This is a genomic window from Shewanella saliphila (assembly GCF_014648295.1).
GTDB classification, from domain to species: Bacteria; Pseudomonadota; Gammaproteobacteria; order Enterobacterales; family Shewanellaceae; genus Shewanella; species Shewanella saliphila.
Window position 1 is genome coordinate 65,508 of record NZ_BMQV01000014.1, and the last position, 24,159, is coordinate 89,666.

Sequence of the window (24,159 nt, forward strand, 5' to 3'; positions counted from 1 at the left end):
TCCTGAACTAGCCGCGTAAGCTATCGTAATAACTGCGAATGTGGGCTGTTTCTTGATAGCCTTTAATGTGAGAAGTGCTTGCACTTTGCTCTGTTGCGTTGGCAACCTTAATGCCTGTCGCGGAAATAGCGACGCCTGCTGTACTACCAATAGTGATAGCTTTCAGCAAAGATCTGCGATTCAGATCAGGTTGTTGCTTACTCATGTAATCTCCATCGAAAAGGAAGCGCTTTTTAACATGTTGCCAATACTGCCATCTTGTTAAAAAAGTGCGGACTGAACACCTTGCTTAAGCACAGTGTTTAAAATTTCTAGGTGATATTAAGAGGGATAGCGCTGTGGTAAATTGATCTACATTAAGGAAGGAGGATTTTACTGGCTTAAAAAGTCAGAAATGCCTTTTAGATCACACATATAGCTGTTCAAAAATTAAACACTAAATTACCTTGGTTTAATTAAGCATGTTCAGCAGGATAAATGTGATTTTTCGAGGGCACTGTTTGAGGTGGGAGAGTATAAAAAAACACCCCGAGGAGCATCCTCGAGGTGTGATAATAATATCGCTAAATTGCACCAATTTATTGCGACACAACGCACCCGTAACAAGAGATTGTAATGTCCCGCTGCATAAGATTATTCAGCAATAGCTTGATGAAATGCTTTAATAAATACTGGGTAGTCTTCTATTTGCGGCATATGGCCTAACCCCTCAAGTTCGATTAAGGTTGAGCCTTTAATTAATTGATGTGCATTAACACCCAGTTTTTTATACTCGCCTAATTTTCTGGTAACCCCTTCTTTTAGCCAACCACGACCTGGGCCGGTTTGATCTCGGGTACCGATAATGAGTACTGTTTCACTGGTTATCTGCGAAAATCTATCAACGACATTTTCAGAGAATATAGGCCCATAAGTGAGGGCATTGTTCCAAGCAACGATAGGCCAATCATCGCCAGCCAACATACCTTGTAACGGCACTAATAACTTTTCATACTCACTAGACCATTTGCCATCATAATAATTGGCTTTTTGGTAATTGCGCGCTTTATCTAAGGTTTTACCTAGCTCATTTTTGTAGAAAAAATTCACGTCTTTAAATTGCACATACTGGCTGTAATCTTCTAAGCCGATAGGGTTAATCAAAATCAATTTACTGACTGCACTTGGATAATTAACCGCAAAAGTTGTCGCAAGCATACCGCCCATTGAATGGCCAACAAGCTCAAACTGGTTAATCTGTAAGCTGTCTAACAACAATTTTGTATTGAGCGCCAGTTGGCCAAAACTGTATTGATAAAAATCGGGCTTAGTTGATTTACCAAAACCAATCTGGTCAGGAATAATCACTCGATAACCGCTTTTTAGCAGGTCATTGGCAACTTGCTCCCAGTAATAACCCGAGAAGTTTTTACCATGCAATAACACCATCACTTTTTTGGCATCTTTGTCGCCAATGTCCATATAGCGCATGGCTAAATCGGTGTTTTGCGAATTAAAATTAAACGTTTTAACATCAAAAGGATAATCAAAACCATCTAACTCTTTGTTGTAGGTTACAGGCTCAGCTGCAAAGGTTTGCGGCACGAACAAAACAAGGCTTAATAATACTAAAAGAAAGTTCTTCATATTGATCTCATTAAAAAATCATAAACAAACAAAAATACACAATGCCAGTGATTTACGCTTAATACAACATCGTAATTTTCACCTCTTAAGCGGTTACATTTCTTGGCGAATTTGACCATAAGCTAGCATGGCAAATAACCCTGTCCCGCCAATGATATTGCCAAGCAACATTGGCCCAATATGCAACGACAACGCCGCAATAAAATGCAGTTCGCCATTTAACACTAAAGTAAATATTTCATTCGAACCGGCGATAACATGAGTAAATTCACCTGCCGCAATTAACCAGGTAAACATCACAATCAACATTAACGATGAGCCTTTTGCTGATGGCAACATCCACACGAGTGCAGCGATAAAGAATCCTGCCGGAATACCGCGTAATAACGATTCAGAGGGGGACAACTCTGCTACGTGCCGTGATATCTGTAATATGGCACTAAAAATATCTTCGGTTAAAATGCCGCCATGCACCACCATCGCCGCAGTAAAAAAAGTCCCGACAAAATTGGCCGCTAGCACGACTGCCCACAAACGTGCCGTGCTTGCTAAATGGCGCTTGGTTGTATTGGCAAGCAAGGGCAAAATAACGGTAATGGTGTTTTCAGTAAACAGCTGTAGCCGTGCCAAAATCACCAGCACAAATCCGAAGGTGTAGCCCAGACTCTCTACCAAAGATAAGTATGGGTGATCACTGCCTATATTGCTGCGGATAACCGCTTCGGCTAATACCGAAGATGAAATACCAATACCAGCAGCAATGCCTGACCACCACAAAGACAATAAAGGTCGCTCTAATTCTTCTAGACCTTCGCGCATTATAATTGAGTACACGGTCAGCGACGAAAGACTGCTATTTTCTGCAACGGCTTCACGCTCAGCACCAGTCAAGGCGATTTCTGATGGGCTTATTTCGTGCTCACGCGCCTCACGTTTCACCGCGTTGCCGGTCGGTTGAGATGGTCCATTTTGTGTCATGTTGCTATCCTTTTCTGCAATAAATCTGCTCTGGTGCCCCTTGCTTAAAAATACTTTACCTTGTTGATTATTGGCGCTAATGCTAAAGCGAGATTCAATGGCGGTTAATGCGTGTTGTTAGGCAACAAGTTGTAAGCTGTTCTGACTGTATCATAGCCATATAGTCGCTCTAACTTTCGGACAATAAAATGGCCTCTGGCCATGTCTTGAAAGTGATCAATAAACACAGTATTGATAATTGCACCACCAGCAGCGCCAATAGCCGGTAACGCTTGAGCCGCGGCTTTTTGGGTGACTTGCACGCCAAATTTTTCAGCAATATTGCTGATGAGTTTCACCAAAAGCGGTGCTGCTTCGTCGGTTATCCCTTTTGTTAGCATAAATTCAGCCGCCTCCGACACCGACTTTGCTAACGCAGCTCTCACCGCAAAATATCCTGATTCACTGCTATCATCTAAATCACTCGTGCCTCCTAAAGCAAACACTTCTAAACAGGCCATTTTTGTGTCGAGGGAGGTAATTAATTCGCCTTCACTGCGGGCAATATCCGCAATAGATCGCAACATAATCGTTGTAGAAACCGGCAGTTCAACAGCAATAGCTGTTAAACCAAAAAAGCCACCCACACCACCACTCACCGCAGCACCTAATTTGTGCCAGCGATTAGATGACGCTTCACCGGGAATATCTTTCATGGTAAAGATAGCGGCTTCAGAGGCTTTCATTAACGATTTTTCAGTGACTTTGGCGATATTTTTATTCCAGTTAGCAGGCAGTAACGCCAACCCCTTTTCAATTGGCGTACCAATAAAGTGGCTTATTTTTACTGCTAATCCAGGGTTTTCTAATAGCGATTTGGCAATAACAAGTTCTTTGTAATGCGATTCTGAAATATTCAACGAGTCCCCTTATTGGTATGGCAACGGGGTGGTAACAAAAGCTGAAGACCTTCAGTTATTGATACAACAAAGTCAGTTCCAAATCTAGTCATCTGTTTTCACGTTATGACTAACAGTTTTGGTACTTGTTGCTTTACTTACCATCGCTTGCATTTCTTGCTCGGTTTTGAGGCGGCAAACAGACAATTGCCCTAAACGCATAGCCTTAATCGCCTCTAAAGGATCATCAATCTGGCGGCCTCGTTGTGACATACCATAAGCAACACTATCATCAACATTTTCATCAACGGGTGTTTTATCATTTTTGGGGGTTGCCATTACTGCCTCTTTTAATCATAGATGTTTTAGCAACAAACTGTCGCTTAGGTGGGCTAATCAGACCATTTTCAGGATATTTAATAGCATACCCTCTTTCTCTAGTTATGAGGATAGCCTTTGGTCATGACAATATTCGGATCATATTTATCACGCACCATACAACAATCAGCCAAAACAAAAAAATGCCAATAAAAAACACCTTGTCAGTTACCTAACAAGGTGTTTTATCTCTACCATAAACAAGTGTGTTAACACTTACTTTATAGGGTTACTCTTTGTATTTTAACGTGCCATCAGCTTTGATTTCGTCGTACCACACATTGTGGTGCTGCGAAGCCCAGTTTTCGTCACAATAGCCAGATACCATACACTCCATACCACCTTCACTGAGTACGGTTGCCATCCAAATATGTACAATCGTAAACGCAATTAAGATTGCAGCGCTGACGCCATGTATCAACAAGGCAAGCAACGACAACTCTCTTGGTAAATCAAGTGTAGGGAACACTAACATGACCCCTGTAGCACTGATACTTAGACCAAAAATAGCTAAGGTCCAAAACCACATTTTTTCACCCGCGTTGGCAAATCCACTGTCTGGGTGTTTGCCTTTAAACGGACCAAAGTTAATGTAGCCACCCACCACTAAAAACCATTTCAAATCGTACATTTTAAAGGTTTGTAGTGGCATCCATTTAATAATACACAACAACCAAGAGACCATGAAAATAGGCCCCGACCAGTCGTGAGTAAACTTACTAAATGCGATGATACCGGCCCATATTCCTTCACCCACGTAAGGTGCAAGAAAATGCCGCCCGAGCATAATAACGATACCCGTTACCATCAGAGTTAGGCAAGATATCGCCATAATCCAATGTAACCACAGATCGCTTTTACTCCAACGAAGTACCATTTTGCCTGAAAAGCCTTTACTCAGTTTAGATGGACCATTCACTAAGTAAAACACTAAAAAGGCACCAAAAACCCCTATCACAGCTAAGCCGATTGCAGGTTTTAGGTAGGTATTTCGCAGGGCCTTTCCTTCATTACCTGCGACATTGATAAGCACATCGGCTTCTAAGCCTTTATCTGTACTGTATCCCGGTTCGCCGGCTTTAACTGCGCGCCAGAGATCTGCATCGCTGGATTTAGACTTTGCTTGTTGCTGGCTAGATTGCTCATCAGCGGCATACACCGGCGATGTGACCAACCCCAATCCCATACACAGAACCAACAGAGCAAACATCCTGCGCAGTGATTTGTTTAACGTTAAAGTTAACATTGTCACTCCTTAAATGGCTGCGAACTTAATCGCAGCCTATGCTCTGGTTAGATCATTTCACCTGTTTTAGGATTGTAGCCCCAAATCACATTTGGATTACCGCGTGTTGCCATACGTTGACGGTAAATGTCAGACACAATGCCTGCATCGCCCGCAAGTAACGCTTTGGTTGAACACAACTCGGCACACATTGGTAATTTACCTTCTGCAATACGGTTTGCACCGTATTTTTGGCGCTCTGCATCAGAATGATCTTCTTCAGGGCCACCCGCACAGAATGTACATTTATCCATTTTACCGCGGCTACCAAATGCAGTCTTTTTAGGGAACTGCGGTGCACCAAACGGACAAGCATAGAAACAGTATCCACAACCGATACAAGTATCTTTGTTGTGTAACACAATGCCGTCTTCGGTACGGTAGAAACAGTCTGCAGGACATACGGCCATACAAGGCGCGTCGGTACAATGCATACAAGCAACTGATATTGATGCTTCTCCTGGTTCACCATCGTTGATTGTCACCACGCGGCGACGCTGAATACCCCACTCTAAAGCAGAGTCGTTTTCGTTTTTACAAGCTGTGACGCAACCGTTACACTCGATGCAGCGTTTGGTGTCACACAGAAATTTCATGACTGCCATAATGGCTTATCTCCTCATCAAGTGTTGTTAGGCTTTGCTGATCTGACACAAGCTAGACTTAGTCTCTTGCATCTGAGTCACAACATCATAGCCGTAGGTCATTACCGTGTTGGCTGATTCACCAATAATGTAAGGTACTGTGCCTTCTGGGTAGTTTTTCTCTAGGCTCTTGCCTTCAAATACACCCGCAAAGTGGTACGGCATAAAACATTCGCCAGCAATAACACGTGGTGTCACCATTGCCTTAACGGTAATTTTTGCCCCTTCTGGACTGTGAACAAACACGTCATCGCCATCACGTAAACCGCGATCAGCTGCATCTGCTGGGTTGATCTCGATAAACATTTCTTGCTGCAGTTCAGCAAGCCATGGGTTACAACGGGTTTCTTCACCACCACCTTCATACTCAACCAAACGACCAGTTGTGACAGCAAGTGGGAAGTCGGTAGCAAAATCCTTGTCTTGAATTGACTTATAAAGTGTAGGTAGGCGCGCTACCATACGGTCTTCATAAGTGGGGTACTTAGCCACTAAGTCACGACGAGGCGTGTATAGCGGTTCGCGGTGTAATGGAATGTCATCAGGGAAGTTCCATACGATACAACGCGCTTTAGCGTTACCGTAAGGCATACAACCATGCTTAATTGCCACACGCTGAATACCACCAGAGATATCTGTTTTCCAGTTTTTACCTTCTGCTTTGACTTTCTCTTCAGCCGTTAGGTCGTCCCACCAGCCAAGCTGTTTAAGCATGTCGGCAGTAAACTCTGGATAACCGTCTTGAATTTCAGATCCTTTCGAGAAAGAACCTTCTGCAAGAATGTTATTACCTTCGTGCTCAACACCATAACGTGCACGGAAGTTACCGCCACCATCTTTAACTTCACGACCTGTGCGATACAGAATTTGTGAGCCTGGGTGTTTCTGTTCTGGTGTGCCCCAACATGGCCAAGGTAAACCATAGGTTTCGCCTTTAGCTGGGCCGCCAGGTGCTTCTAGTGATTCAACGTCGAAGGTGCCCCAGTTTTCTTGGTGCATTTTCAAACGTTCTGGGCTTTGGCCAGTGTAACCAATAGTCCACATACCTGTGTTAAATTCACGGGTGATATCTTCCACTAATGGCTCGTCACCATTGACTTTAATGTGCTTACAGAATTGATCTGCAACGCCCCATTTTTTGGCCAACTTATACATAATAACGTGGTCAGGTAACGACTCAAATAGTGGCTCAATCACTTGTGAGCGCCACTGAAGTGAACGGTTAGATGCAGATACTGAACCATAGGTTTCAAATTGAGTTGCTGCTGGCAGTAAATACACGCCATCTTGGCGTTCGTGCATAACACCCGCCATGGTTGGGAATGGATCGACTACCACAATCGTGTCCATCTTGTTAAGCGCTTCACGCACTTCACGGCCACGAGTTTCGGTGTTAACAGACTGACCCCAGAAGAATCCCAAACGAATGTTGTCTTTTTGGGCAATCTTGGCTTTGTCTTCTAACACACCATCGTGCCAGCGTGAACAAGGAATACCTGCAGATGTTTGTGGTGATTGACCTAGGTATTCACCTTGGTCAAAACGATCTTTAACCCAGCTTGGTTCGAGATCCCATACATTTGACCAATGGTCCCATGCACCAGACGTTAAGCCGTAGTAACCTGGTAAGTTATCAAATAACAAACCAAAGTCTGTTGCACCCTGCACGTTATCGTGACCACGGAAAATGTTTGTTCCGCCGCCTTCAATACCCATGTTGCCAAGGGCTAACTGTAAAATACAGTAAGCACGAGTGTTAGCGTTACCAATGTGATGCTGAGTACCACCCATACACCACACGATAGTGCCAGGCTTAGTTTCAGCCATCATTTTGGCTACGCGATACATTTGCGCTTTAGGTACACCGGCAATGTTTTCGACTTCTTCTGGGGTGTATTTTTTCACTTCTTCTTTGATACGTTCCATGCCATATACACGTTGAGAAATGAATGATTCATCTTGCCAGCCGTTTTCGAAAATATGCCATAACAGACCATAAATAAATGGAATGTCAGTACCTGGACGAATATGAACATATTCATCAGATTTAGCTGCTGTACGGGTAAAACGTGGGTCAACCACAATGATTTTAGCGCCGCGTTCTTTACCAATTAAAATGTGTTGCATCGCCACTGGGTGAGCTTCACATGGGTTAGAACCAATAAACATCATGCATTTTGAGTTGCGGATGTCGTTAAACGAGTTAGTTTGCGCACCGTAGCCCCAAGTGTTTGCAACACCGGCTACCGTGGTAGAGTGACAAATACGTGCAGAGTGATCGACATTGTTAGTGCCCCACATTGCCGCTAATTTGCGATACATATAAGCTTGTTCGTTTGAAAATTTTGCACTACCCATAAAGTAAACTGAATCAGGACCAGATTCTTGACGAATCGACTCCATTTTGTCGCCTACTTCATTGATGGCTTGCTCCCATGATAGACGCTTCCATTTACCGCCTTCTAACTTCATTGGGTATTTTAAGCGTTTTTCACCGTGGCCATGCTCACGTAATGCAGCACCTTTTGCACAGTGTCCACCTTGGTTAAATGGATGGTCGAACGCAGGCTCTTGCCCTGTCCATACCCCATTTTGTACTTCAGCATAAATACCACAACCAACAGAACAGTGAGAACAAATGGTTCTTTTCACTTCTGTAGGTGCGTTATGAGGCACGTCTTTTGCCTCTGCTTTACGCATCATACCTGCACCAAGCATTGACGCTGCGGCAATACCACCTGTCGCCAAGCTGGCAGACTTGAGGAATTGACGTCGGTTAAGACCTAAGCCGGACGTTGTTTTAGTCTCGACTGTGTCTGATTTGCGGGTTAATCGCATCACACACTCTCCTTTGTTATTTGCTTAACGAAGCATAGTAATTACGAATATGCTCTGTTTCGCGATAGTTATTGCCCTTAGGCTCTTCGGTAGAAGGTTTAGTCACTTGAGCAAGTGCTGGGGCACTCACACTTGCAACAGCACCTGCCGCACTGCCGAGCGCTAATGCTTTTAGCATTTGACGACGACCCATGTCGGAAGCTTGCTTCTTCATAATGTCTCCTTATTGATAAAAAGATGTGGCCGGTTAGGCCATCATCCGGTTTAGTTAATTTGCACAGCTTGTTCTTCTACTGGTTCTAAGTCAGCACTACCTGGACAATTCACCGGAATATTTAAACTTAACTGTTCAAATTCGTTAGCTTCGGCCGTAAAAAAGGCGTTAGCAAGTTGCGCAACCGCAACGTAAAACTTAGCACTAGGTGTTTTAGCTAAATTGTCGCAAAAGCGAATAATCCAGCTACCAATATGGCGTTGATAAAACGCTAATTGGCGATAACCTGGAGCCTCTAAAATGAGGCAACCCATCACTTCGCATAGTGCGGCAACATGATCTTCAGGTTCTTTGACGTTTTCTTCGCGTTCAAATCCTAATTGTATTAAGTCACTGCGTAATGCGGCTAGGGGTTTGTCCATTAATGAACCTGTCATAAACCAACTGCCGTAAGGCATTATTTCACCGCTGCCGACCCCTAAGAAGATGGCAAAATATTCATCTTCTAGGGTATCAGTATCACTTTTTTGTGCTGCTTGCTTCAATGCAACCCAAGCATCGCTCATGGCGTTGCCTTCTTCGACTTCTATGTCTAAATCAGCTAAAAACTGCAATAATTCGGCACTCGGTTGGCGACGCATTAACGCTGCCAACAACTGATAAATATCAGCTCTTAATTGGTCGTTCTCGCTTATTTCTCTCACTGTTTCTGTCATAGCAGATCTCTTATCGCAATTGCTTTTCTGGATCGTCAAGGATGTCTTCAAACATGTCTTTTACTCGGCAGTCGCCACACATTTTCAAACGTTCTATATTGGCGCTAAATGCACTGTGTGCGCCGACCATTTCTATCATTTTGTGCACCATTGATTGGGTGGCAAATTCGCTACCGCATCGTATACATTCAAATGGTGGTTCTTGTTTTAGTATTTGAACTTGTTGGCGCTGTTGTGGATTAAAGTTAATTTGTGCCACTAAGCTAATGACTTTTTCAGGACAAGCAGCTTCACATAAACCACATTGCACACAATCTTGCTCAGTAAACTTAAGTGCTGGTGTATCACCGCCATCTTTTAGCGCTTGGGTTGGGCAAGTCGCAACACATGACATGCACAAGGTACATTTGTCGCTGTTAATGCTCACAACGCCGTAAGGAATATTGGCAATAGATAGCACATTATCAACGGCTGCAGCTTGACTGTTTAGATGATCAATCGCTTGAAACAACAAACTGCGCTTGGCATTGCTAGCAGGCCCAGCATCAGCTTGGTTTACTGTCATTGGCATAATGACAGGCCACGCTAAACTGATTGCCAATGATGGGTATAAATCAGCAAGCTCATCTGGGCTAATTAAGCGTATACGCTGTGGCTGGCCCATTTCATCTAAAATGCGATTTGCTAGTGCTAATTCACCGTTTAACATTTGGGTTAACGTTGGTGCGGTCAAATCTGTATTAAGAATAAGGATTTCACGCGCGCCATACGCTAACGTGGTCATCCAATGGTCAATACTGGCTACGGTAATCTCTTCCATTGCGATGGGTAACACATCACCACTTAACTCATCTGTAATAAACTGCGCACCGGCTTCATTATCATGAAATAACACCACGGGTGCTGTTTGCGCTTGTAAACGGTAACGACTAACGAGCTTTTCAAGGTAAGAATGTAATGATTTTGGTGACGGTAAGTCGTAACTTAATGCCCCAGTTGGACATGCGTTGCTGCAACTGCCTGCGCCATGGCAAAGGTATGGGTCGATTTCAATTTTTTGTGCCACGCTGCTAATTGCATCTGCAGGGCAAAAATTTAAACAACGATTACAACCATTTAAACCATGTTTGTTATGAGCGCAAATGTCATGATTGACTTTGACGTATCTTGGCTTATCAAACTCCCCGACTAAATCAGGGATTTGTTCAAGTGCGTCAGCAAGTAGCGCTTGGTCTTGGCCAACGTAAAAATAGCCGGGAGGTAACATTTCTAAGTTAATGCTTGGACTGTGGCTTAAGTCGAGCACGATATCAAAGTGGGCTTGACGAATTGCCACCACACTTAAATCGCTTACGCCATTGTCACCTTCAACCTTAACTTGAAACTGGCCTAAAAAGCCTTTAATGCTGATTAATTTATTATAGTAGCTTTCAATATCAGTTGCGGCATTCATTACCGCTTCAAGGTGAGCTTCATCCTGGCTGGTAATCGCTTCATTCGCCAAAATGACACAATTGTTCATAGTGGACAATTTGTCCGCTGCTAAACGGGCAAGATCTTCTGGGCCAATGACTAATACATTACCTTGAGTAGTATAGCTGACTGTTGGCGGGATCAGATTTTGTAGGATCTGCGTATTCGCCATCACCTGCTGCCGAGCTTGTTTCAGCATAGGCTGGTTTTTAATTATGCTCATTGCGTTCCTAATATCGGTTTTATTCTGGGTTAATAACAGTGGCTCATTACTGTTATTAACGCTTGTTTAACTAAGCTCATTCAAACGACTGACAGCACACCCATTACTTTATCAATATCATATAGGTATGCAGAGGTCTGTTAGCCTTTAGCCTCATCACTGGCAAAAGCTGGCACAAGCTGGTCATCATCCTGAACTTGTGCATGACTGACCATAAGCGGCTCTGTCGATTGTTGAGATAAACTTAACGATTCATCGCTATCGATAACATCTGTGTTATTTACCGTTTCAGCCATTTCAGCTTCAAGCGGGGTTTCAATGTTGTTTTCAACTTCTGCTAGCTTTTCATCTTCAGCATCATCAGTTTTTTCAACAACATAACGAAATACTTTATTGGCTAACTCAGCTGATACATCAGCAGATAACACTGGCTGATTGGAGTAATCCAGTGCGTATTCTAGTAATCCATCAATATGCCCATATTGTGGTTGTTTCCATAAGGCACGTAATGCTGCAGCCTTCGCGGTTGGGTCGACATTTTTAGCCATAAAACGGGCAAAGCTGCCACCCACTTCAATGGTATTTGGATCGGGCAATGGCTCGTCTTCGACGTTGCTTTCAGTTAATGCCTCATCAACATCGTTTGTGTGACTTGCATCATCTAGGGCGACAACATCAACAGTTTCATCAACATGAGCGGCTTCTTGCTCAAGCTGTTCAGCTTCTTCAGCCACTCGTTGGCGACGTAACTCCCAACGGCTTAATAATCCATCAGAGCTACTCATCGCATGTTTCCTAAATGATCTGCACTCGGGCCTTCATTTTTACGACGATTAACATGCTTACGACGATGGGCGCTGATTTCCACTTCGCCATGGCGGGTGATAAAGGCTTCAATCCAACAGGCAACGGCGCCTGGCATGGCAACGTTTAAGACTGGCGTGTCTGACTCTAGACAACCGGCACTCACGTGTTGGTCAGCCGAAATCATCGCTGGGACCCAGGTGCCATCGCTTAGCTCATCACACACGATAAATAACGTTGGATTTTCCATATCGAGATTAATGCGGTAACTGCCGCGTTGATCTTTGTATAACTCAAGCGGAATTAACACCGCATTGTCTGGTTTAGGTTGCGTTGCTGGCACCATGTGCTCAAGCTCCCAGCGCACTGATGACCAGCGTCCGGTTTGCACTTGCACTTTTCTGAGTGACACATACATCGGCCATATCTTGTCGGTATGTTGCATATTGATGCTGACCTCTGAGTTAATTACGTGCTGAACGAGCCACGGTTAATTGAATTACTATTCTTAGTTACAGCAAAAATAGTGCCAACTAAAAATCAAAATTAACTTTGAACTTGATCCCAATTTACCCATTAACAATAGGACATTATGTCCACACTGCAATGCTAACTGGGACATTAATACACGTTAAAAGTATTGATTTGTTGAAGATTTGCGCCAGATCACGCTTAAGTAAGATGTTTTCAGTTTTAAGGAATAATTATTGCTATGCTAAACCAACGATGAAGCCATTTATTTGTGCCAACATCTCAATAAAAACACCTCAAGAGGCTACCTATGACCCAATCTGCTTCGGCAAAATCTGCAACTAAAAAGCCCGTTAAGTTTGTAAAAACAGCGACTCAAGTTCCATTAACACTTGCAGTAAAAGCCGTTGATGATCAAGGTGAAATTGTCGATAAATTTGTCGCCTGTGAACGCCCACTAACAGTGTACTTAAACTGGCGTCCAATCGTGACCTTAATGACCCTAGGAGCAAAACCCGAGTCATTAACCATTGGCTATCTTAAAAACCAGGGATTTCTTAGTGATTTAAGCTTATTAGAGTCTGTCATTGTTGACTGGGATGTGAACTCTGCCGCGGTAATAACCCAAGAAGTCTCTGATGATATTGAACAAAAGTTGTCGGAAAAAACGGTTACATCAGGTTGCGGTCAAGGTACGGTTTATGGTGGTTTCTTGCAAGGTTTAGACGATATAGTGCTGCCAACACCAGCCTTAAAACAATCAACAATTTATGCGCTACTTAATAATATTAATGCCTACAATGAAACCTACAAAAATGCAGGTGCGGTACATGGCTGTGGTATCTGCCAAGACGATAAAATTTTAGCCTTTGTTGAAGATGTTGGGCGCCATAACGCAGTAGATACCTTAGCCGGTGACATGTGGTTAGAGCAGCAAACAGGCAGCGATAAAATCTTTTATACTACAGGCCGACTCACTTCAGAAATGGTGATTAAAGTCGCCAAGATGGGAATACCGGTATTATTGTCTCGCAGTGGTGTGACTCAAATGGGCTTAGACTTAGCCATGCAGCTAGGTATTACCTTGATAGCACGCGCCAAAGGGCGTCATTTTTTGATTTATCACGGCAGTGAAACCGTAGAGTTTGACGCACTCAAAAATAACGCATAACACCTCAAGCTAACCTCGTAATTGTCCCCACTGCAGATGTAATTGCGTGGGGATAAAACTCCACGCCAAAATACGAGTCACTTTATTACCTTGGGCCATTTCAATGGTTTTTACCTCAACCGCATTTAATTGCTTAAGCAGCTGATAGCATGGCTTGAGGTTATCTGACTTTGAGACTAACGAAGTAAACCACAATACTTGACTGGCAAACGCTTTACTTTGGTTGATCATATTGGCCAAAAATTGTTGCTCGCCGCCATCGCACCACAGCTCAGCTTTTTGCCCACCAAAATTCAACTTAGGATTAGTTTGTGCCGCAGATAAATTGCTTGAGGTTTTGCCGTGTTTTTGTTGTTGGCTTTTAGCGAGATTAGTCACCTTACGCAAAGTGCCTGCGGAGGCTTCGGCTAAAGAACGATGAAAAGGCGGGTTACACATGGTGACATCAAAACGTTCGTTTTTAGTAATAATGCCACTAAAAATAGCCTGGGGGTCGGGTTGTAACCTTAGCTGTAAGTTTGCAGCAATATCAGGGTTTTGCTTGGCAATATGTGCCACGTTATCAATCGATGCGGGATCAATATCTGAAGCAACAAATTGCCAACCATAGGTGGTAATCCCCAACAAAGGATAAATGCCATTGGCACCGGTACCAATATCTAACGCGCGTATTCCTGCTCCACGTTTAATGTGACCTTTTAATGCTAATAAGTCCGCAATGTAATGCAAATAATCGACACGTCCAGGCACTGGCGGGCATAAATATCCTGACGGAATATCCCATGCTTTGATTTTGTACTCACTGAATAACAGCGCCGCATTTAACGCCTTAACAGCTTGAGGGTCAGCAAAGTCGATTGATGGATTTCCATAAGGATTAGGCCGCACAAAAGTCGCTAATGACGGCATTACACTAACTAACTTGTCAAAATCATAACCATGCTGGTGAGCATTACGAGGGTGTAACGTTTTGATTATGGTTTTGCTCTGTGGCGCTTTTTTCTGTGCCGTTGACGAGCGTTTACCAGTAGGTTGCTTAGCTCGGCCAACACGAGATTTAGGATTGGTCATTAATCGTATAAGTATTTGGTGAACAGTAAATTAACCACGATTGCACGGCCAACTTCTTGCTCCATTAAACGGTTAACGGTTTCATAGCATTCACGGCGAATTTCTTCTCGACCAGAGAGCGATTTCACTTTATCTTCAGACTGGTTACCCAGAATTTCAACGATGGCCGAACGTAAAAGTGGATCGTGGTGCTCTAAACTCACAAGATCATTAGGATCTTTTACCATCAACTCAACACTGATCTTAACAAAACCTAACTTTTTACGATTAGAAATATAATTAGTCACGATATCAGGCTCAAAGCCATAATATGCGTAATCTTCTACACCTTCACCTGCCGCGTTGACGTTTAATGAAACACAGCACCAAATAACTAACGTAAAAAACCATTTTTTCATAATAAGAGACACTCCTAAAGATGTAACGTTAATTAAATCGGCCATGTTGTACACACCTTGAGGCGTGTTTGGTGATTCACGACATGATAGACTATTGCCGTTGAGGTATATTGTAACGAGTTTTAGATGAACGTGACCAGTGTTAGCTTTCCATATGGTGAATCAATTCATTGGTTTTCGCCACAAAAAATCGATTCCTTACCCGATAACCAACTTAAAGACTGGTTATTAGCGCCAGGCAGTTTAACCCAACGCCTTAAAACCCATTGTCGCCATTTTGAAGTCAAAGTCCTTGGGGAGCACTTGCTCTCACCTCTTGAACATGAGTTTCCAAGCCACAATGAACCGGTTTGGATCCGTGAAGTACTATTATTCCTTGATGGCACACCTTGGGTGTTTGCCCGCACATTAATCCCGCAAAATATTTTACACACTCAGAGCCATCATTTTGAAGGTTTAGGTACCCGCCCGCTTGGAGAGGTATTATTTACCAGCCCAGATATTACCCCTGGTGATATCGAAGTGGCCCAGTTCGAAACCTGTGGCAGACTTGCTGCATTAGCCACAAGCCTTGACCAGCATGTGACATCGAGTTTATGGGGGCGAAGACGCTATTTTAATTTACTCGATTCACAACTGATCGTTAGCGAGATTTTTTTGCCCGCAGCAGTTGAGTACATCAATCAGCATTAAACCGCACCGCAATAAAAAAGCCCATTAGGTTAAGTAATGGGCTTTTTATGGGTTGTGTCGATAATCTAATCGTTAAACGGTTTGAGTCCGCTTACGATACCCACCAGCAAGTGCAAGTAGCACCATACTTAACCAACCCAAACTACCGCCACCACTGCTACTGTCAGTAGATGTGGCCTCTGTTGGTGTTGTGGTGGTAGGCGTAGTAGCAAGCGTAATAGTCACATTTTGACTAACCGTTGACTCATTGCCTAATGAGTCTGTTGCGACTAATGTCACCGCATAAGTGCCACTCTGGGTGTAAGTGTAGCTCGGGTTTTGTACTGTGCTTGAGGCACTGCCATCACCAAAATTCCAAAGGTAAGTGAGCCCGCCAAAGCCTTCGGTTGAACGGTTTGTCATACTAACACTAGCATCCGTTTGAGTTAACGTAAACGCAGCAACAGGTAATATGACCACTCGTACGTTCTCTGTGTCGGTAACCGTATTACCCGCACTGTCTTTCACTACCACGCTCACGGCATAATCACCTGATTGTGCATAAGTATAAGTGGGAGCGGTATCTGTGCTAGTGGCATTATCACCAAAAGACCAAGCATAGGTGTAATCACTGCCACCACTAACCTCAGCACTAAAACTCACATCTGCACCGTTTACTTGTGCGCTAATCTCTGCAGTCAGCGTCACGTCAGGTAAAACACTGCTGTCAGCTAAGGCAAATTCAACGGTTGCCGTGCTGCTATCGGATGCTTGCTCTGTTACCTGCATGGTTAACCCTAACTCAGGTAATATCATGCCTGCTTGTGGCTTAAGTGGCGCACTGTAATCTCGGCTGTCATCAAATAATGACTCAGCACCTAAAGATGTATCGCCAGAGTAACTACTTTGAGCATACAAGCTAAAGGTCGCGTCACGAATTTGCACGTCGGTACTGCGGGTTCCAATAAGGTTTTGATCGGCGTCAATCACCCCGATTAAACCTTCACCAGGGTGTTCTGAAACATTATTATCAACTTGGTTAAAGTTCTCTAACCATAGCAATACACCCGGTTCGTATTTTTCATAAAACAATCCACCATCGACACCTTGATGACTGCGAAGCTGGACAATATAACGTCTTGCTTTACCAGGACGATTATCATCAATGCGGCTAAAACCTGATAAGGTTGCAACACCACTAGACTCTGCGCCATCGACATAAAATGCGCTACCTTGATTGGTCAGTTGAATGTCATCAATCGCCATACCATAGTCGCCAACGGCTTCATCGGTTTTATACACCATGCTGATTTGAACGGTGCGACCAGCATAAGCACTAAGGTCAAAGCTAAGATCAACCCAGGATTCAGTCCCTGTTGCTGTGCTGATATCACTTGATTGGCCAGTAATGTAGTTTTTTACACTAGGGAAAATAGCATTATTTGTGGTGGTGTAGTTACCTGCTATAGCCACACTGTCGACCATCACTTGCACATAATCATAATCAACCTCGATATTCCAATGCGCTTTAAATGTCAGTGCTAATGGCGTATCTAGCGGCAAGGTAACATCAAATGACATCGCATTACTAACCATGTTGCCTTGGCCAGAATAATACTGGTACTCGCCACTGAAAGGAGCGGTAAAGGCAATATCTTCAGCAGGTAAGGCTATCGATAGCTGGTTTACGGCATCGGCATTAACCGCATGATTTAACTGCACTGCAGTACCACTACTGGTTAAATCGGCTAGGGCAATATTTTGCTCGTTAACCCATTTACCTTTATATTTTTGTTGAAGATACGATCTCGCATATGGGCTAAAACCACTTGGCTGAGCCCCGGCAATACTACCGGTCCAACTGCCGTCAGACATTAACGACCAAGCACCTACGGGTGAACCATCACCACTGTAAGTGAGATCATATTCATCAGGTAAACCTAAATCATGGCCAAACTCATGGGTACAAACACCGGCAGCAGAGTCGATAGGCTGCACGGTATAACCAAATACTTTAAGGCCACCCCGCCCAGGTATGGTATAACCTGTAGTGCTGGTATCTACATAATAGCGATGTGACCAAATAGCATCATCGGCCAATACACCGCCACCCGCTTCTTCACCAATACTTGAGTGAAATAGCATCACATGGTCAATGATGCCGTCGGCTTCATCGTAATTGCCGTCGCCATCTAAGTCGTATGGGTCTTCTACATCATACGTTGCTAATTCGGCATCGGTCATATCGGCAACCGCTTTAACAACCGCCTCTTTAACTAATTCAGGCACGGCTTGATCATCTTCGTCAGCATTATTGGCACCATAATATGCCGCGTTATTGTCTGCTGTAACCCAACCTTTTACGTCACCGGTAAAAAAGAAACTCTCGCCCGATACGGCCTGAAAATATTGATATACCGACTGTAACGTTTCATTATTGGGTCCAGTAAAACCAGTCTCTGAGAACAACAATTGCTGATAATGTGATGCGGGGTAACTGCTGTAATACATTGCAGTATCGCCAGATTCAAGCTGGTTAGCATCGTAAGGTAAATCAGGAAAGTCCACCAGCACGGCCAACACTTTAACCGTTTTAGTTATATCTTGGTCAGCCTGAACGGTGTTATTTGAGGCCACATATTGAGCCGTTTTACTGCTACTACTTGACTGTGATAACTGATTAAGACGCGCTTGCTCAGCTTTGACTTCAATGGCTGCGGGTTTATACGTGGCATCACGGCCGCGGCTCACAAATGCTTCTACAGCTGCTTGTTTTTCTGCATCACTGGCATCTGCCGCTAATTCACCGCGTTTAATTAACCAATACAATACTTGCTGTTCATTGATGATAGCGCCATCGGTTGGCGTGCCCGTTTGCGGCGCGGCTACCGCGACCATACTGCTGCATGCAAGCAACAAGCTAGAAACAGCAAACCCTTGATATTTAGTTAACTTACTCATTACGACTTACCTGTATTTGGTGTAGGTTTGTGGCATTTTTCAAATGCTTTTTGACGCTTAGCAATATAGTCGGCAACCGTTTTATCTATTTGTGCCTGATCCATATCGTCAGTAATTATTCCTTTGGCGCGCAAGTTTACAATTAACTTGCTGCGATCTCGTATCGGCGGCATAGCGCTAGGCCCGCAATCTTTAATGATGGGTTTGGTGGCCACTTCTGCGGTCTGTTTACTGGCTTGCGCCTCAGTCACTTGATGTTGGCACCCCTGCAAGCTTAAGCTTAGCAGTCCCAACATAATCAAAATATGTTTCATATATCACCCCAACCCATAATTACATGACATTAACAGCTGCAACGATAGACTTACAATTAAACTTAGACATTGTTTAATGTATTGATGACCGTTCGATTAAAAAGTAGTAAAAAAATCATTATGAAGGCCGAAAAGCAAAAAACCGACTCATTAAAGTCGGTTTTAAAAGCAAATAGAGCCGATTGGGGTTAACTGGCAGTGTGGTTTATATAATTTGAAATACCATCGAGCAGCATTTGCACTGAAATCATCACCAGCACCATACCCATTAAACGCTCAACAGCAGTTAGGCCTTTTTCGCCTAATAAACGGGTAAATAATTTGTAAAACATTAGAATAAACGCACTTAATGCCCATGCAGACACTAAAGCAATGGTCCAATCCATCATTCGGCTACTGTCGGTATGCGCTAATAAAATCAACGCGGCCAAAATAGACGGACCAGCCATTAACGGAATGGCCATTGGCACAATAAACGGCTCTTCACCCGCAGCTAAGCCTGCTACACCCCCTGGTGATGGGAAAATCATTTTAATCGCAATTAAAAATAGAATAATCCCGCCGGCAATACTGACCGATTCTGAACGCAAATTAAGAAAATTCAAAATAGCTTCACCAGCATACAAGAATGACAGCATGATAATTAGCGCAAATAATAATTCACGGATTAACACTCTGCGGCGCTTTTTAGGATCGATGTGGCGTAATATGGAGGCAAAAATAGGTAAATTACCGAGGGGGTCCATAATCAGAAATAACATCACAGCAGCAGAAAAAATATCCATGGACAACTATCTTTTAATTTGTAAAACAATGACGATATTGTATACCGAAACTGTCACAACAATCGACGTAATGAGTCAGATATTCGTTTAATCTGTTTCCAATAGCACAGTCCTCTACCTTCACAGTGCCTATGGCTGACTATCGAGTCATTGCTTGCATTATCTGTTTTAAGTAAATTTTTCAGCTTGCGCTATTCGCACGCTACAACATAATTGAAAAATGTTATACTGCATCGTTTTTTTTCGATTGAACTCTTGGATATCATGCTCTATCTCATCGCTAGTTGTATCGCATTATTATTTGGGCCACTTTTTTACCGTTACTTTTCATCGGGAAGTGGACTACAAAAAGGCTTAGACGGGTTTATATTCGTCTCGCTAGGTGGGCTAGTGCTCATCCATATATTGCCAGAACTGCTCGAACACGGCGGATTTATCACGCTGTTTTTTGTGTTACTCGGTGTTTGGGGCCCTACTGCCAGCGAAAAACTGTTTCATCGATACTCAGACATTACCCATAATATTACTTTAACCCTCGGTATTGGCGGGCTGTTATTGCACACCATTACCGATGGTGGTGCAATGGTACTAGCACAACAAGAAGGCAACTCTATCTTGCTTGCCTTGGGCGTGATTATGCACCGCCTACCTGTCGGGGTGGCTATTTGGTGGCTATTAAAGCCGCAAGTGGGGACGCGTTGGGCCAGTATTGTGTTGGCAGCAATGATGTTACTGACCGCAGCAGGCTATTTTGCTGGTGAGCAGTTATTAACTCAATTAAGCCTGGAAAATACGGTTTATCTACAAGCATTTGTTACTGGCTCAATTTTGCATGTTGTACTACATCAACCTCATGGTCACCAGCACGAAGACAAGCAAGGAAAATATCAATACCAAGCAGGCATTGGCAGCTTATTTGGCTTAGGTTTATTGGCACTATTGTTGTTAATGGACACCGGAGGCCACGAACATACACATCATAACCATGGCCCTGAACAGTTTGTGAGCTGGTTATTAACCATTTCACCCATTTTATTAGCCAGCTATGTTATTGCGACTGCCCGATTTGCTCTGGGTTTACGACCATCTCATCACTCACTAGCGCTGCGCTGGTTACAACGCCTAGCAGGGCCTGAAGCGCTATTGGTAACCTTACTTTTACTGGGTCCCTGGTTTGCCCTGTACCAATTGTTTGGCTTACTGGCGATAGGCGTATTGATGACGGCGACTCAAGTTGAGATTACCGACCCACATCCTTCACAACCTAACTCGGCGCTGCGTTTTGGTTTTGGCCAACTCATTGACCGAAGCGCGCCTTGGATTATATTAAGTTTAGTACTGGCTAATGTAATTGGTCACCCGTCGGTTCCATTAGAAAATCCGGCGACACAGGTGTTTATTTTACTGTTGGTCTTTTTACCTATGCGTTTTTGTAATCTTGGCACCGTTATTTTGGCATTAGCTTTGGCGTACAGCGGTTGGAGTCAGATAGCCATTGCCTTTACGTTATTAGCTGCACCTGTGCTCAGTATTGGTCAGTTAAAATTAATGAATTGGAAACAAGGCTTAATGTTAGGCGTTATTTTATTAGCGGGGCTAATGGTCGCAGACCAGGTGACATTAAGCTCAACAACTACGTTAAATCTGCCAGATAGCGTCAATATGATTGGCTTGGTGGCGATAGCATTATTATTTGGCGCAAGCTTATTACGCCTTGGGCCTCGTCAGTTTTTAAGTCGCTTGATGATTAATATAAAATCTGCGCCACATGACCATGCAAAAGGTCATGACCATGGCCATCATCATTCGCACTCTAAAGAAGATAACTCAGGGCGCAATCATCAACATTAATAACCCGTAAATACCATTTATGGTTATGATGGGGTTATCGTCCTTTACCGAGTAGCCCCATGTGTATTTTATTTGTTGCTATTGATGCCCACCCAGATTATCCACTGATTGTTTGTGCCAATCGTGATGAGTTTCATCATAGAGCAACAGAACCCGCACATTGTTGGCCAACTACACCCGCCATCTATGCAGGACAAGATAAACTTGCCGGCGGCACTTGGCTTGGGGTGAATGAACATGGCCAATTTGCAGGGTTAACCAATATACGAGAAATGGAACAACAAGACGGCGTGCGAAGTCGTGGTGAGTTGGTCGTTAATGCGCTATGCACAGCTGATATCACCCCGCAATGGTTAAGCGAACACGCCATCAACTACAACCCGTTCAATTTAGTGTTTCAACAACAGCAACAACTGTATTGCTTTAACAGTAAAACCTTACAAACTACCTTGTTGTCACCAGGGTTTCATGCGGTGAGTAATGGAGCGTTAGACGATGTATGGCCTAAAATGGCTAAAGGTCAGCAAGCACTACAAAGTTACATATCCAAAACAGTTCAACCCGATGTGGAAGCCCTACGCACATTAATGCTCGACACTTCTCAACCAGCAGATGCAGATTTACCACAAACAGGCCTGAGCATGGAGTGGGAACGCAGACTGTCCTCTATTTTTATTCAACACCAAGAGTATGGCACCCGCTCGACTAGCATATTACTCAAACACAGAAGCGGCAGTATGACCTTTTGTGAAACGCGTTATGACGGAAAAGCGCGAAACCTCGGTTCGCAGCAATTTACACTGGGTTAACTTCAATATTTTACGGCAATAGACTGTGACATACACCTCATTAATAACAAAATCTCATATCAGCGGGCGCTAAACTGCATGGGTTTAAACAAGCAACATTCATTTTTACAACCTAGATCAAGTTAATTTGTTTACGAACATTGCATACTTCGCGTGTTGCTAATTTACCCCCGGAGGACACGCCTTGAAGCAGCCCACTCAGATTAGTTGGGATCAGTCGATGATCGAAAAATACAATTACAGCGGTCCCCGTTATACTTCTTATCCGACCGCATTAGAATTCGATGACGCTTTTACTGAGCAAGATTTACTGACATCGATTAAAAATAGCAAAACCGACAAACTGTCGTTGTATGTGCATATTCCTTTTTGTGCCAAGCTTTGTTACTACTGTGGCTGTAATAAAATTATTACCCGCCATGCCCACAAAGCAGACCAATATATTGAGTATTTAGCCGCTGAAATTATTAAGCGCGCACCGCTATTCAAAAATTACACCGTAACCCAAATGCATTGGGGCGGCGGCACACCAACCTTCTTAAGCCCAGAGCAAATTCTTAAGTTAACAGCGTTGATTAAAGAACACTTTAATTTTGCTGAAGTGGGTGAATACTCAATTGAAGTCGATCCACGTGAGATTGAACTGAGTATGTTAGACACATTAAAAGAAGCCGGTTTTAACCGGGTATCTATTGGTGTGCAAGACTTTAATAAAGACGTTCAAGTTGCGGTGAATCGCGAGCAAGACGAACAATTTATTTTCGACTTAATTGCCAAAGCGAAAGCATTAGGGTTTGTATCGACTAACGTTGACCTTATTTACGGTCTACCGCTACAAACACCCGAAACTTTTGCTCAAACAATTGCACGTATTATTGAATTATCGCCAGATCGTTTATCGGTATTTAACTATGCGCATTTGCCATCTCGTTTTGCGGCGCAACGTAAAATTAAAGATGCCGATATGCCATCACCACAACAAAAACTCGATATGTTGCATCAAACCATTGAGTCGTTAACGGGTGCTGGTTATCAGTTTATTGGTATGGACCACTTTGCTAAACCTAACGATGAATTAGCCAAGCTACAAAATGCCGGTAAACTACACCGCAACTTCCAGGGTTACACCACTCAGGAAGAATGTGACTTGTTAGGTTTAGGTGTTTCATCAATCAGCCAAATTGGCGATTGTTATGCACAAAACCAAAAAGACATTCGCCCTTACTACGAGTCCATTGATGCTAATGGTCATGCACTTTGGAAAGGCTGTAGCTTAAATCGTGATGATGAAATCCGTCGCGCGGTCATTAAGCAAATCATTTGTCACTTTGACTTAGACATGGCCAAAATTGATGCTGCGTTTGATATTCAATTTGAAGACTACTTTGCTGAAGATTTAAAGTTATTACAGACCTTTATTGACGATAAGCTTGTCGATATAACTGACCGCAAACTTACTGTTAGCGCGACCGGTCGTCTACTTATCCGTAATATTTGTATGTGCTTTGATGTGTATTATCGTCAAAAAGCCCGCCAACAGCAGTTTTCAAGGGTGATTTAATTCAGCGTTAATCAATATCTGAACATGAAAATAGCCAG

23 protein-coding genes are annotated in these 24,159 nt (G+C 43.4%); 5 read left to right on the forward strand and 18 right to left on the reverse strand.

The features are described from left to right. Positions 1-7: 7 nt before the first annotated feature. From IEY48_RS08860 to IEY48_RS08920, 13 genes are all read right to left on the reverse strand, one after another. Positions 8-205: a formate dehydrogenase gene (locus tag IEY48_RS08860; RefSeq protein WP_188919390.1), complete on the reverse strand. Its 198-nt coding sequence runs from the start codon at positions 203-205 to the stop codon at positions 8-10. Positions 206-633: 428 nt separating this feature from the next. Further along, positions 634-1,626, reverse strand: coding sequence for an alpha/beta fold hydrolase (locus IEY48_RS08865; RefSeq protein ID WP_188919392.1), 993 nt, complete (start codon positions 1,624-1,626; stop codon positions 634-636). Between the two features lie 93 nt (positions 1,627-1,719). After that, on the reverse strand, positions 1,720-2,604 hold the full coding sequence (locus IEY48_RS08870) for a formate/nitrite transporter family protein (protein ID WP_188919394.1): 885 nt from the start codon (positions 2,602-2,604) through the stop codon (positions 1,720-1,722). 104 nt (positions 2,605-2,708) lie between these two features. Continuing rightward, complete coding sequence (locus IEY48_RS08875) at positions 2,709-3,503, reverse strand: EcsC family protein (protein WP_188919396.1); 795 nt, start codon at positions 3,501-3,503, stop codon at positions 2,709-2,711. 84 nt (positions 3,504-3,587) lie between these two features. Continuing rightward, a complete protein-coding gene (locus tag IEY48_RS08880; protein WP_188919398.1) occupies positions 3,588-3,821 on the reverse strand; it encodes a hypothetical protein in 234 nt (77 codons plus the stop codon). 268 nt (positions 3,822-4,089) lie between these two features. Further along, complete coding sequence (locus IEY48_RS08885) at positions 4,090-5,106, reverse strand: formate dehydrogenase subunit gamma (protein WP_188919400.1); 1,017 nt, start codon at positions 5,104-5,106, stop codon at positions 4,090-4,092. A 47-nt stretch (positions 5,107-5,153) separates the two neighbouring features. Further along, on the reverse strand, positions 5,154-5,750 hold the full coding sequence (fdh3B, locus tag IEY48_RS08890; RefSeq protein ID WP_188919402.1) for a formate dehydrogenase FDH3 subunit beta: 597 nt from the start codon (positions 5,748-5,750) through the stop codon (positions 5,154-5,156). Positions 5,751-5,777: 27 nt separating this feature from the next. Beyond that, positions 5,778-8,627, reverse strand: a complete 2,850-nt coding sequence (locus IEY48_RS08895) for a formate dehydrogenase subunit alpha (protein ID WP_188919448.1) — start codon at positions 8,625-8,627, stop codon at positions 5,778-5,780. 16 nt (positions 8,628-8,643) lie between these two features. Then, positions 8,644-8,841, reverse strand: a complete 198-nt coding sequence (locus tag IEY48_RS08900; RefSeq protein ID WP_188919404.1) for a formate dehydrogenase — start codon at positions 8,839-8,841, stop codon at positions 8,644-8,646. Positions 8,842-8,891: 50 nt separating this feature from the next. After that, positions 8,892-9,557, reverse strand: a complete 666-nt coding sequence (locus IEY48_RS08905) for a TorD/DmsD family molecular chaperone (RefSeq protein WP_188919406.1) — start codon at positions 9,555-9,557, stop codon at positions 8,892-8,894. 10 nt (positions 9,558-9,567) lie between these two features. Then, a complete protein-coding gene (locus tag IEY48_RS08910) occupies positions 9,568-11,253 on the reverse strand; it encodes a 4Fe-4S binding protein (protein ID WP_188919408.1) in 1,686 nt (561 codons plus the stop codon). Between the two features lie 140 nt (positions 11,254-11,393). After that, positions 11,394-12,038 carry a DUF3306 domain-containing protein gene (locus IEY48_RS08915; protein ID WP_188919410.1) on the reverse strand — a complete coding sequence of 215 codons (645 nt, stop codon included), beginning with the start codon at positions 12,036-12,038 and terminating at the stop codon, positions 11,394-11,396. Continuing rightward, a complete protein-coding gene (locus IEY48_RS08920; protein ID WP_188919412.1) occupies positions 12,035-12,502 on the reverse strand; it encodes a DUF3305 domain-containing protein in 468 nt (155 codons plus the stop codon). The genes IEY48_RS08915 and IEY48_RS08920 overlap by 4 nt, the downstream gene beginning before the upstream one ends. A gap of 336 nt (positions 12,503-12,838) precedes the next feature. Between IEY48_RS08920 and IEY48_RS08925 the strand changes: the two genes are divergently transcribed. Then, a complete protein-coding gene (locus IEY48_RS08925) occupies positions 12,839-13,699 on the forward strand; it encodes a formate dehydrogenase accessory sulfurtransferase FdhD (protein WP_188919414.1) in 861 nt (286 codons plus the stop codon). 9 nt (positions 13,700-13,708) lie between these two features. Here IEY48_RS08925 and rlmF read toward each other — a convergent pair whose 3' ends face one another. Continuing rightward, on the reverse strand, positions 13,709-14,770 hold the full coding sequence (rlmF, locus tag IEY48_RS08930) for a 23S rRNA (adenine(1618)-N(6))-methyltransferase RlmF (protein ID WP_188919416.1): 1,062 nt from the start codon (positions 14,768-14,770) through the stop codon (positions 13,709-13,711). Then, on the reverse strand, positions 14,770-15,168 hold the full coding sequence (locus IEY48_RS08935; RefSeq protein ID WP_188919418.1) for a flagellar basal body-associated protein FliL: 399 nt from the start codon (positions 15,166-15,168) through the stop codon (positions 14,770-14,772). The genes rlmF and IEY48_RS08935 overlap by 1 nt, the downstream gene beginning before the upstream one ends. 126 nt (positions 15,169-15,294) lie before the next feature. Here IEY48_RS08935 and IEY48_RS08940 point away from each other — a divergent pair, with 126 nt between their 5' ends. Beyond that, positions 15,295-15,861, forward strand: coding sequence for a chorismate--pyruvate lyase family protein (locus IEY48_RS08940; RefSeq protein ID WP_188919420.1), 567 nt, complete (start codon positions 15,295-15,297; stop codon positions 15,859-15,861). A gap of 72 nt (positions 15,862-15,933) precedes the next feature. Here the strand turns inward: IEY48_RS08940 and IEY48_RS08945 are convergent, their stop codons facing one another. From IEY48_RS08945 to IEY48_RS08955, 3 genes are all read right to left on the reverse strand, one after another. Continuing rightward, the gene (locus tag IEY48_RS08945) at positions 15,934-18,801 is read right to left on the reverse strand and encodes an immune inhibitor A domain-containing protein (protein WP_188919422.1); all 2,868 of its coding nucleotides are present in this window, start codon (positions 18,799-18,801) and stop codon (positions 15,934-15,936) included. Then, positions 18,801-19,115 (reverse strand): hypothetical protein, encoded by a 315-nt coding sequence (locus IEY48_RS08950; RefSeq protein ID WP_188919424.1) that lies wholly within the window; start codon positions 19,113-19,115, stop codon positions 18,801-18,803. The genes IEY48_RS08945 and IEY48_RS08950 overlap by 1 nt, the downstream gene beginning before the upstream one ends. Before the next feature lie 188 nt (positions 19,116-19,303). Then, the gene (locus tag IEY48_RS08955) at positions 19,304-19,900 is read right to left on the reverse strand and encodes a YhgN family NAAT transporter (RefSeq protein ID WP_188919426.1); all 597 of its coding nucleotides are present in this window, start codon (positions 19,898-19,900) and stop codon (positions 19,304-19,306) included. A gap of 264 nt (positions 19,901-20,164) precedes the next feature. Here IEY48_RS08955 and IEY48_RS08960 point away from each other — a divergent pair, with 264 nt between their 5' ends. The 3 genes from IEY48_RS08960 to hemN all read left to right on the forward strand — a co-directional run bounded on the left by IEY48_RS08960 (position 20,165) and on the right by hemN (position 24,121). After that, the gene (locus IEY48_RS08960; RefSeq protein WP_188919428.1) at positions 20,165-21,751 is read left to right on the forward strand and encodes a ZIP family metal transporter; all 1,587 of its coding nucleotides are present in this window, start codon (positions 20,165-20,167) and stop codon (positions 21,749-21,751) included. 59 nt (positions 21,752-21,810) lie between these two features. Next, entirely contained in the window at positions 21,811-22,560 is a 750-nt protein-coding gene (locus IEY48_RS08965) for an NRDE family protein (RefSeq protein WP_188919430.1), read from the forward strand. Between the two features lie 184 nt (positions 22,561-22,744). Beyond that, on the forward strand, positions 22,745-24,121 hold the full coding sequence (gene hemN, locus IEY48_RS08970) for an oxygen-independent coproporphyrinogen III oxidase (protein WP_188919432.1): 1,377 nt from the start codon (positions 22,745-22,747) through the stop codon (positions 24,119-24,121). Positions 24,122-24,159: the final 38 nt, after the last annotated feature.

Bases quoted from the DNA above. Each gene is read 5' to 3' on its own strand.
- IEY48_RS08860 (WP_188919390.1), bottom strand. From the start codon at position 205: ATGAGTAAGCAACAACCTGATCTGAATCGCAGATCTTTGCTGAAAGCT.
- IEY48_RS08865 (WP_188919392.1), bottom strand. From the start codon at position 1,626: ATGAAGAACTTTCTTTTAGTATTATTAAGCCTTGTTTTGTTCGTGCCG.
- IEY48_RS08870 (WP_188919394.1), bottom strand. From the start codon at position 2,604: ATGACACAAAATGGACCATCTCAACCGACCGGCAACGCGGTGAAACGT.
- IEY48_RS08880 (WP_188919398.1), bottom strand. From the start codon at position 3,821: ATGGCAACCCCCAAAAATGATAAAACACCCGTTGATGAAAATGTTGAT.
- IEY48_RS08885 (WP_188919400.1), bottom strand. From the start codon at position 5,106: ATGTTAACTTTAACGTTAAACAAATCACTGCGCAGGATGTTTGCTCTG.
- fdh3B (WP_188919402.1), bottom strand. From the start codon at position 5,750: ATGGCAGTCATGAAATTTCTGTGTGACACCAAACGCTGCATCGAGTGT.
- IEY48_RS08895 (WP_188919448.1), bottom strand. From the start codon at position 8,627: ATGCGATTAACCCGCAAATCAGACACAGTCGAGACTAAAACAACGTCC.
- IEY48_RS08900 (WP_188919404.1), bottom strand. From the start codon at position 8,841: ATGAAGAAGCAAGCTTCCGACATGGGTCGTCGTCAAATGCTAAAAGCA.
- IEY48_RS08905 (WP_188919406.1), bottom strand. From the start codon at position 9,557: ATGACAGAAACAGTGAGAGAAATAAGCGAGAACGACCAATTAAGAGCT.
- IEY48_RS08910 (WP_188919408.1), bottom strand. From the start codon at position 11,253: ATGAGCATAATTAAAAACCAGCCTATGCTGAAACAAGCTCGGCAGCAG.
- IEY48_RS08915 (WP_188919410.1), bottom strand. From the start codon at position 12,038: ATGAGTAGCTCTGATGGATTATTAAGCCGTTGGGAGTTACGTCGCCAA.
- IEY48_RS08920 (WP_188919412.1), bottom strand. From the start codon at position 12,502: ATGCAACATACCGACAAGATATGGCCGATGTATGTGTCACTCAGAAAA.
- IEY48_RS08925 (WP_188919414.1), top strand. From the start codon at position 12,839: ATGACCCAATCTGCTTCGGCAAAATCTGCAACTAAAAAGCCCGTTAAG.
- rlmF (WP_188919416.1), bottom strand. From the start codon at position 14,770: ATGACCAATCCTAAATCTCGTGTTGGCCGAGCTAAGCAACCTACTGGT.
- IEY48_RS08935 (WP_188919418.1), bottom strand. From the start codon at position 15,168: ATGAAAAAATGGTTTTTTACGTTAGTTATTTGGTGCTGTGTTTCATTA.
- IEY48_RS08940 (WP_188919420.1), top strand. From the start codon at position 15,295: ATGAACGTGACCAGTGTTAGCTTTCCATATGGTGAATCAATTCATTGG.
- IEY48_RS08945 (WP_188919422.1), bottom strand. From the start codon at position 18,801: ATGAGTAAGTTAACTAAATATCAAGGGTTTGCTGTTTCTAGCTTGTTG.
- IEY48_RS08950 (WP_188919424.1), bottom strand. From the start codon at position 19,115: ATGAAACATATTTTGATTATGTTGGGACTGCTAAGCTTAAGCTTGCAG.
- IEY48_RS08955 (WP_188919426.1), bottom strand. From the start codon at position 19,900: ATGGATATTTTTTCTGCTGCTGTGATGTTATTTCTGATTATGGACCCC.
- IEY48_RS08960 (WP_188919428.1), top strand. From the start codon at position 20,165: ATGCTCTATCTCATCGCTAGTTGTATCGCATTATTATTTGGGCCACTT.
- IEY48_RS08965 (WP_188919430.1), top strand. From the start codon at position 21,811: ATGTGTATTTTATTTGTTGCTATTGATGCCCACCCAGATTATCCACTG.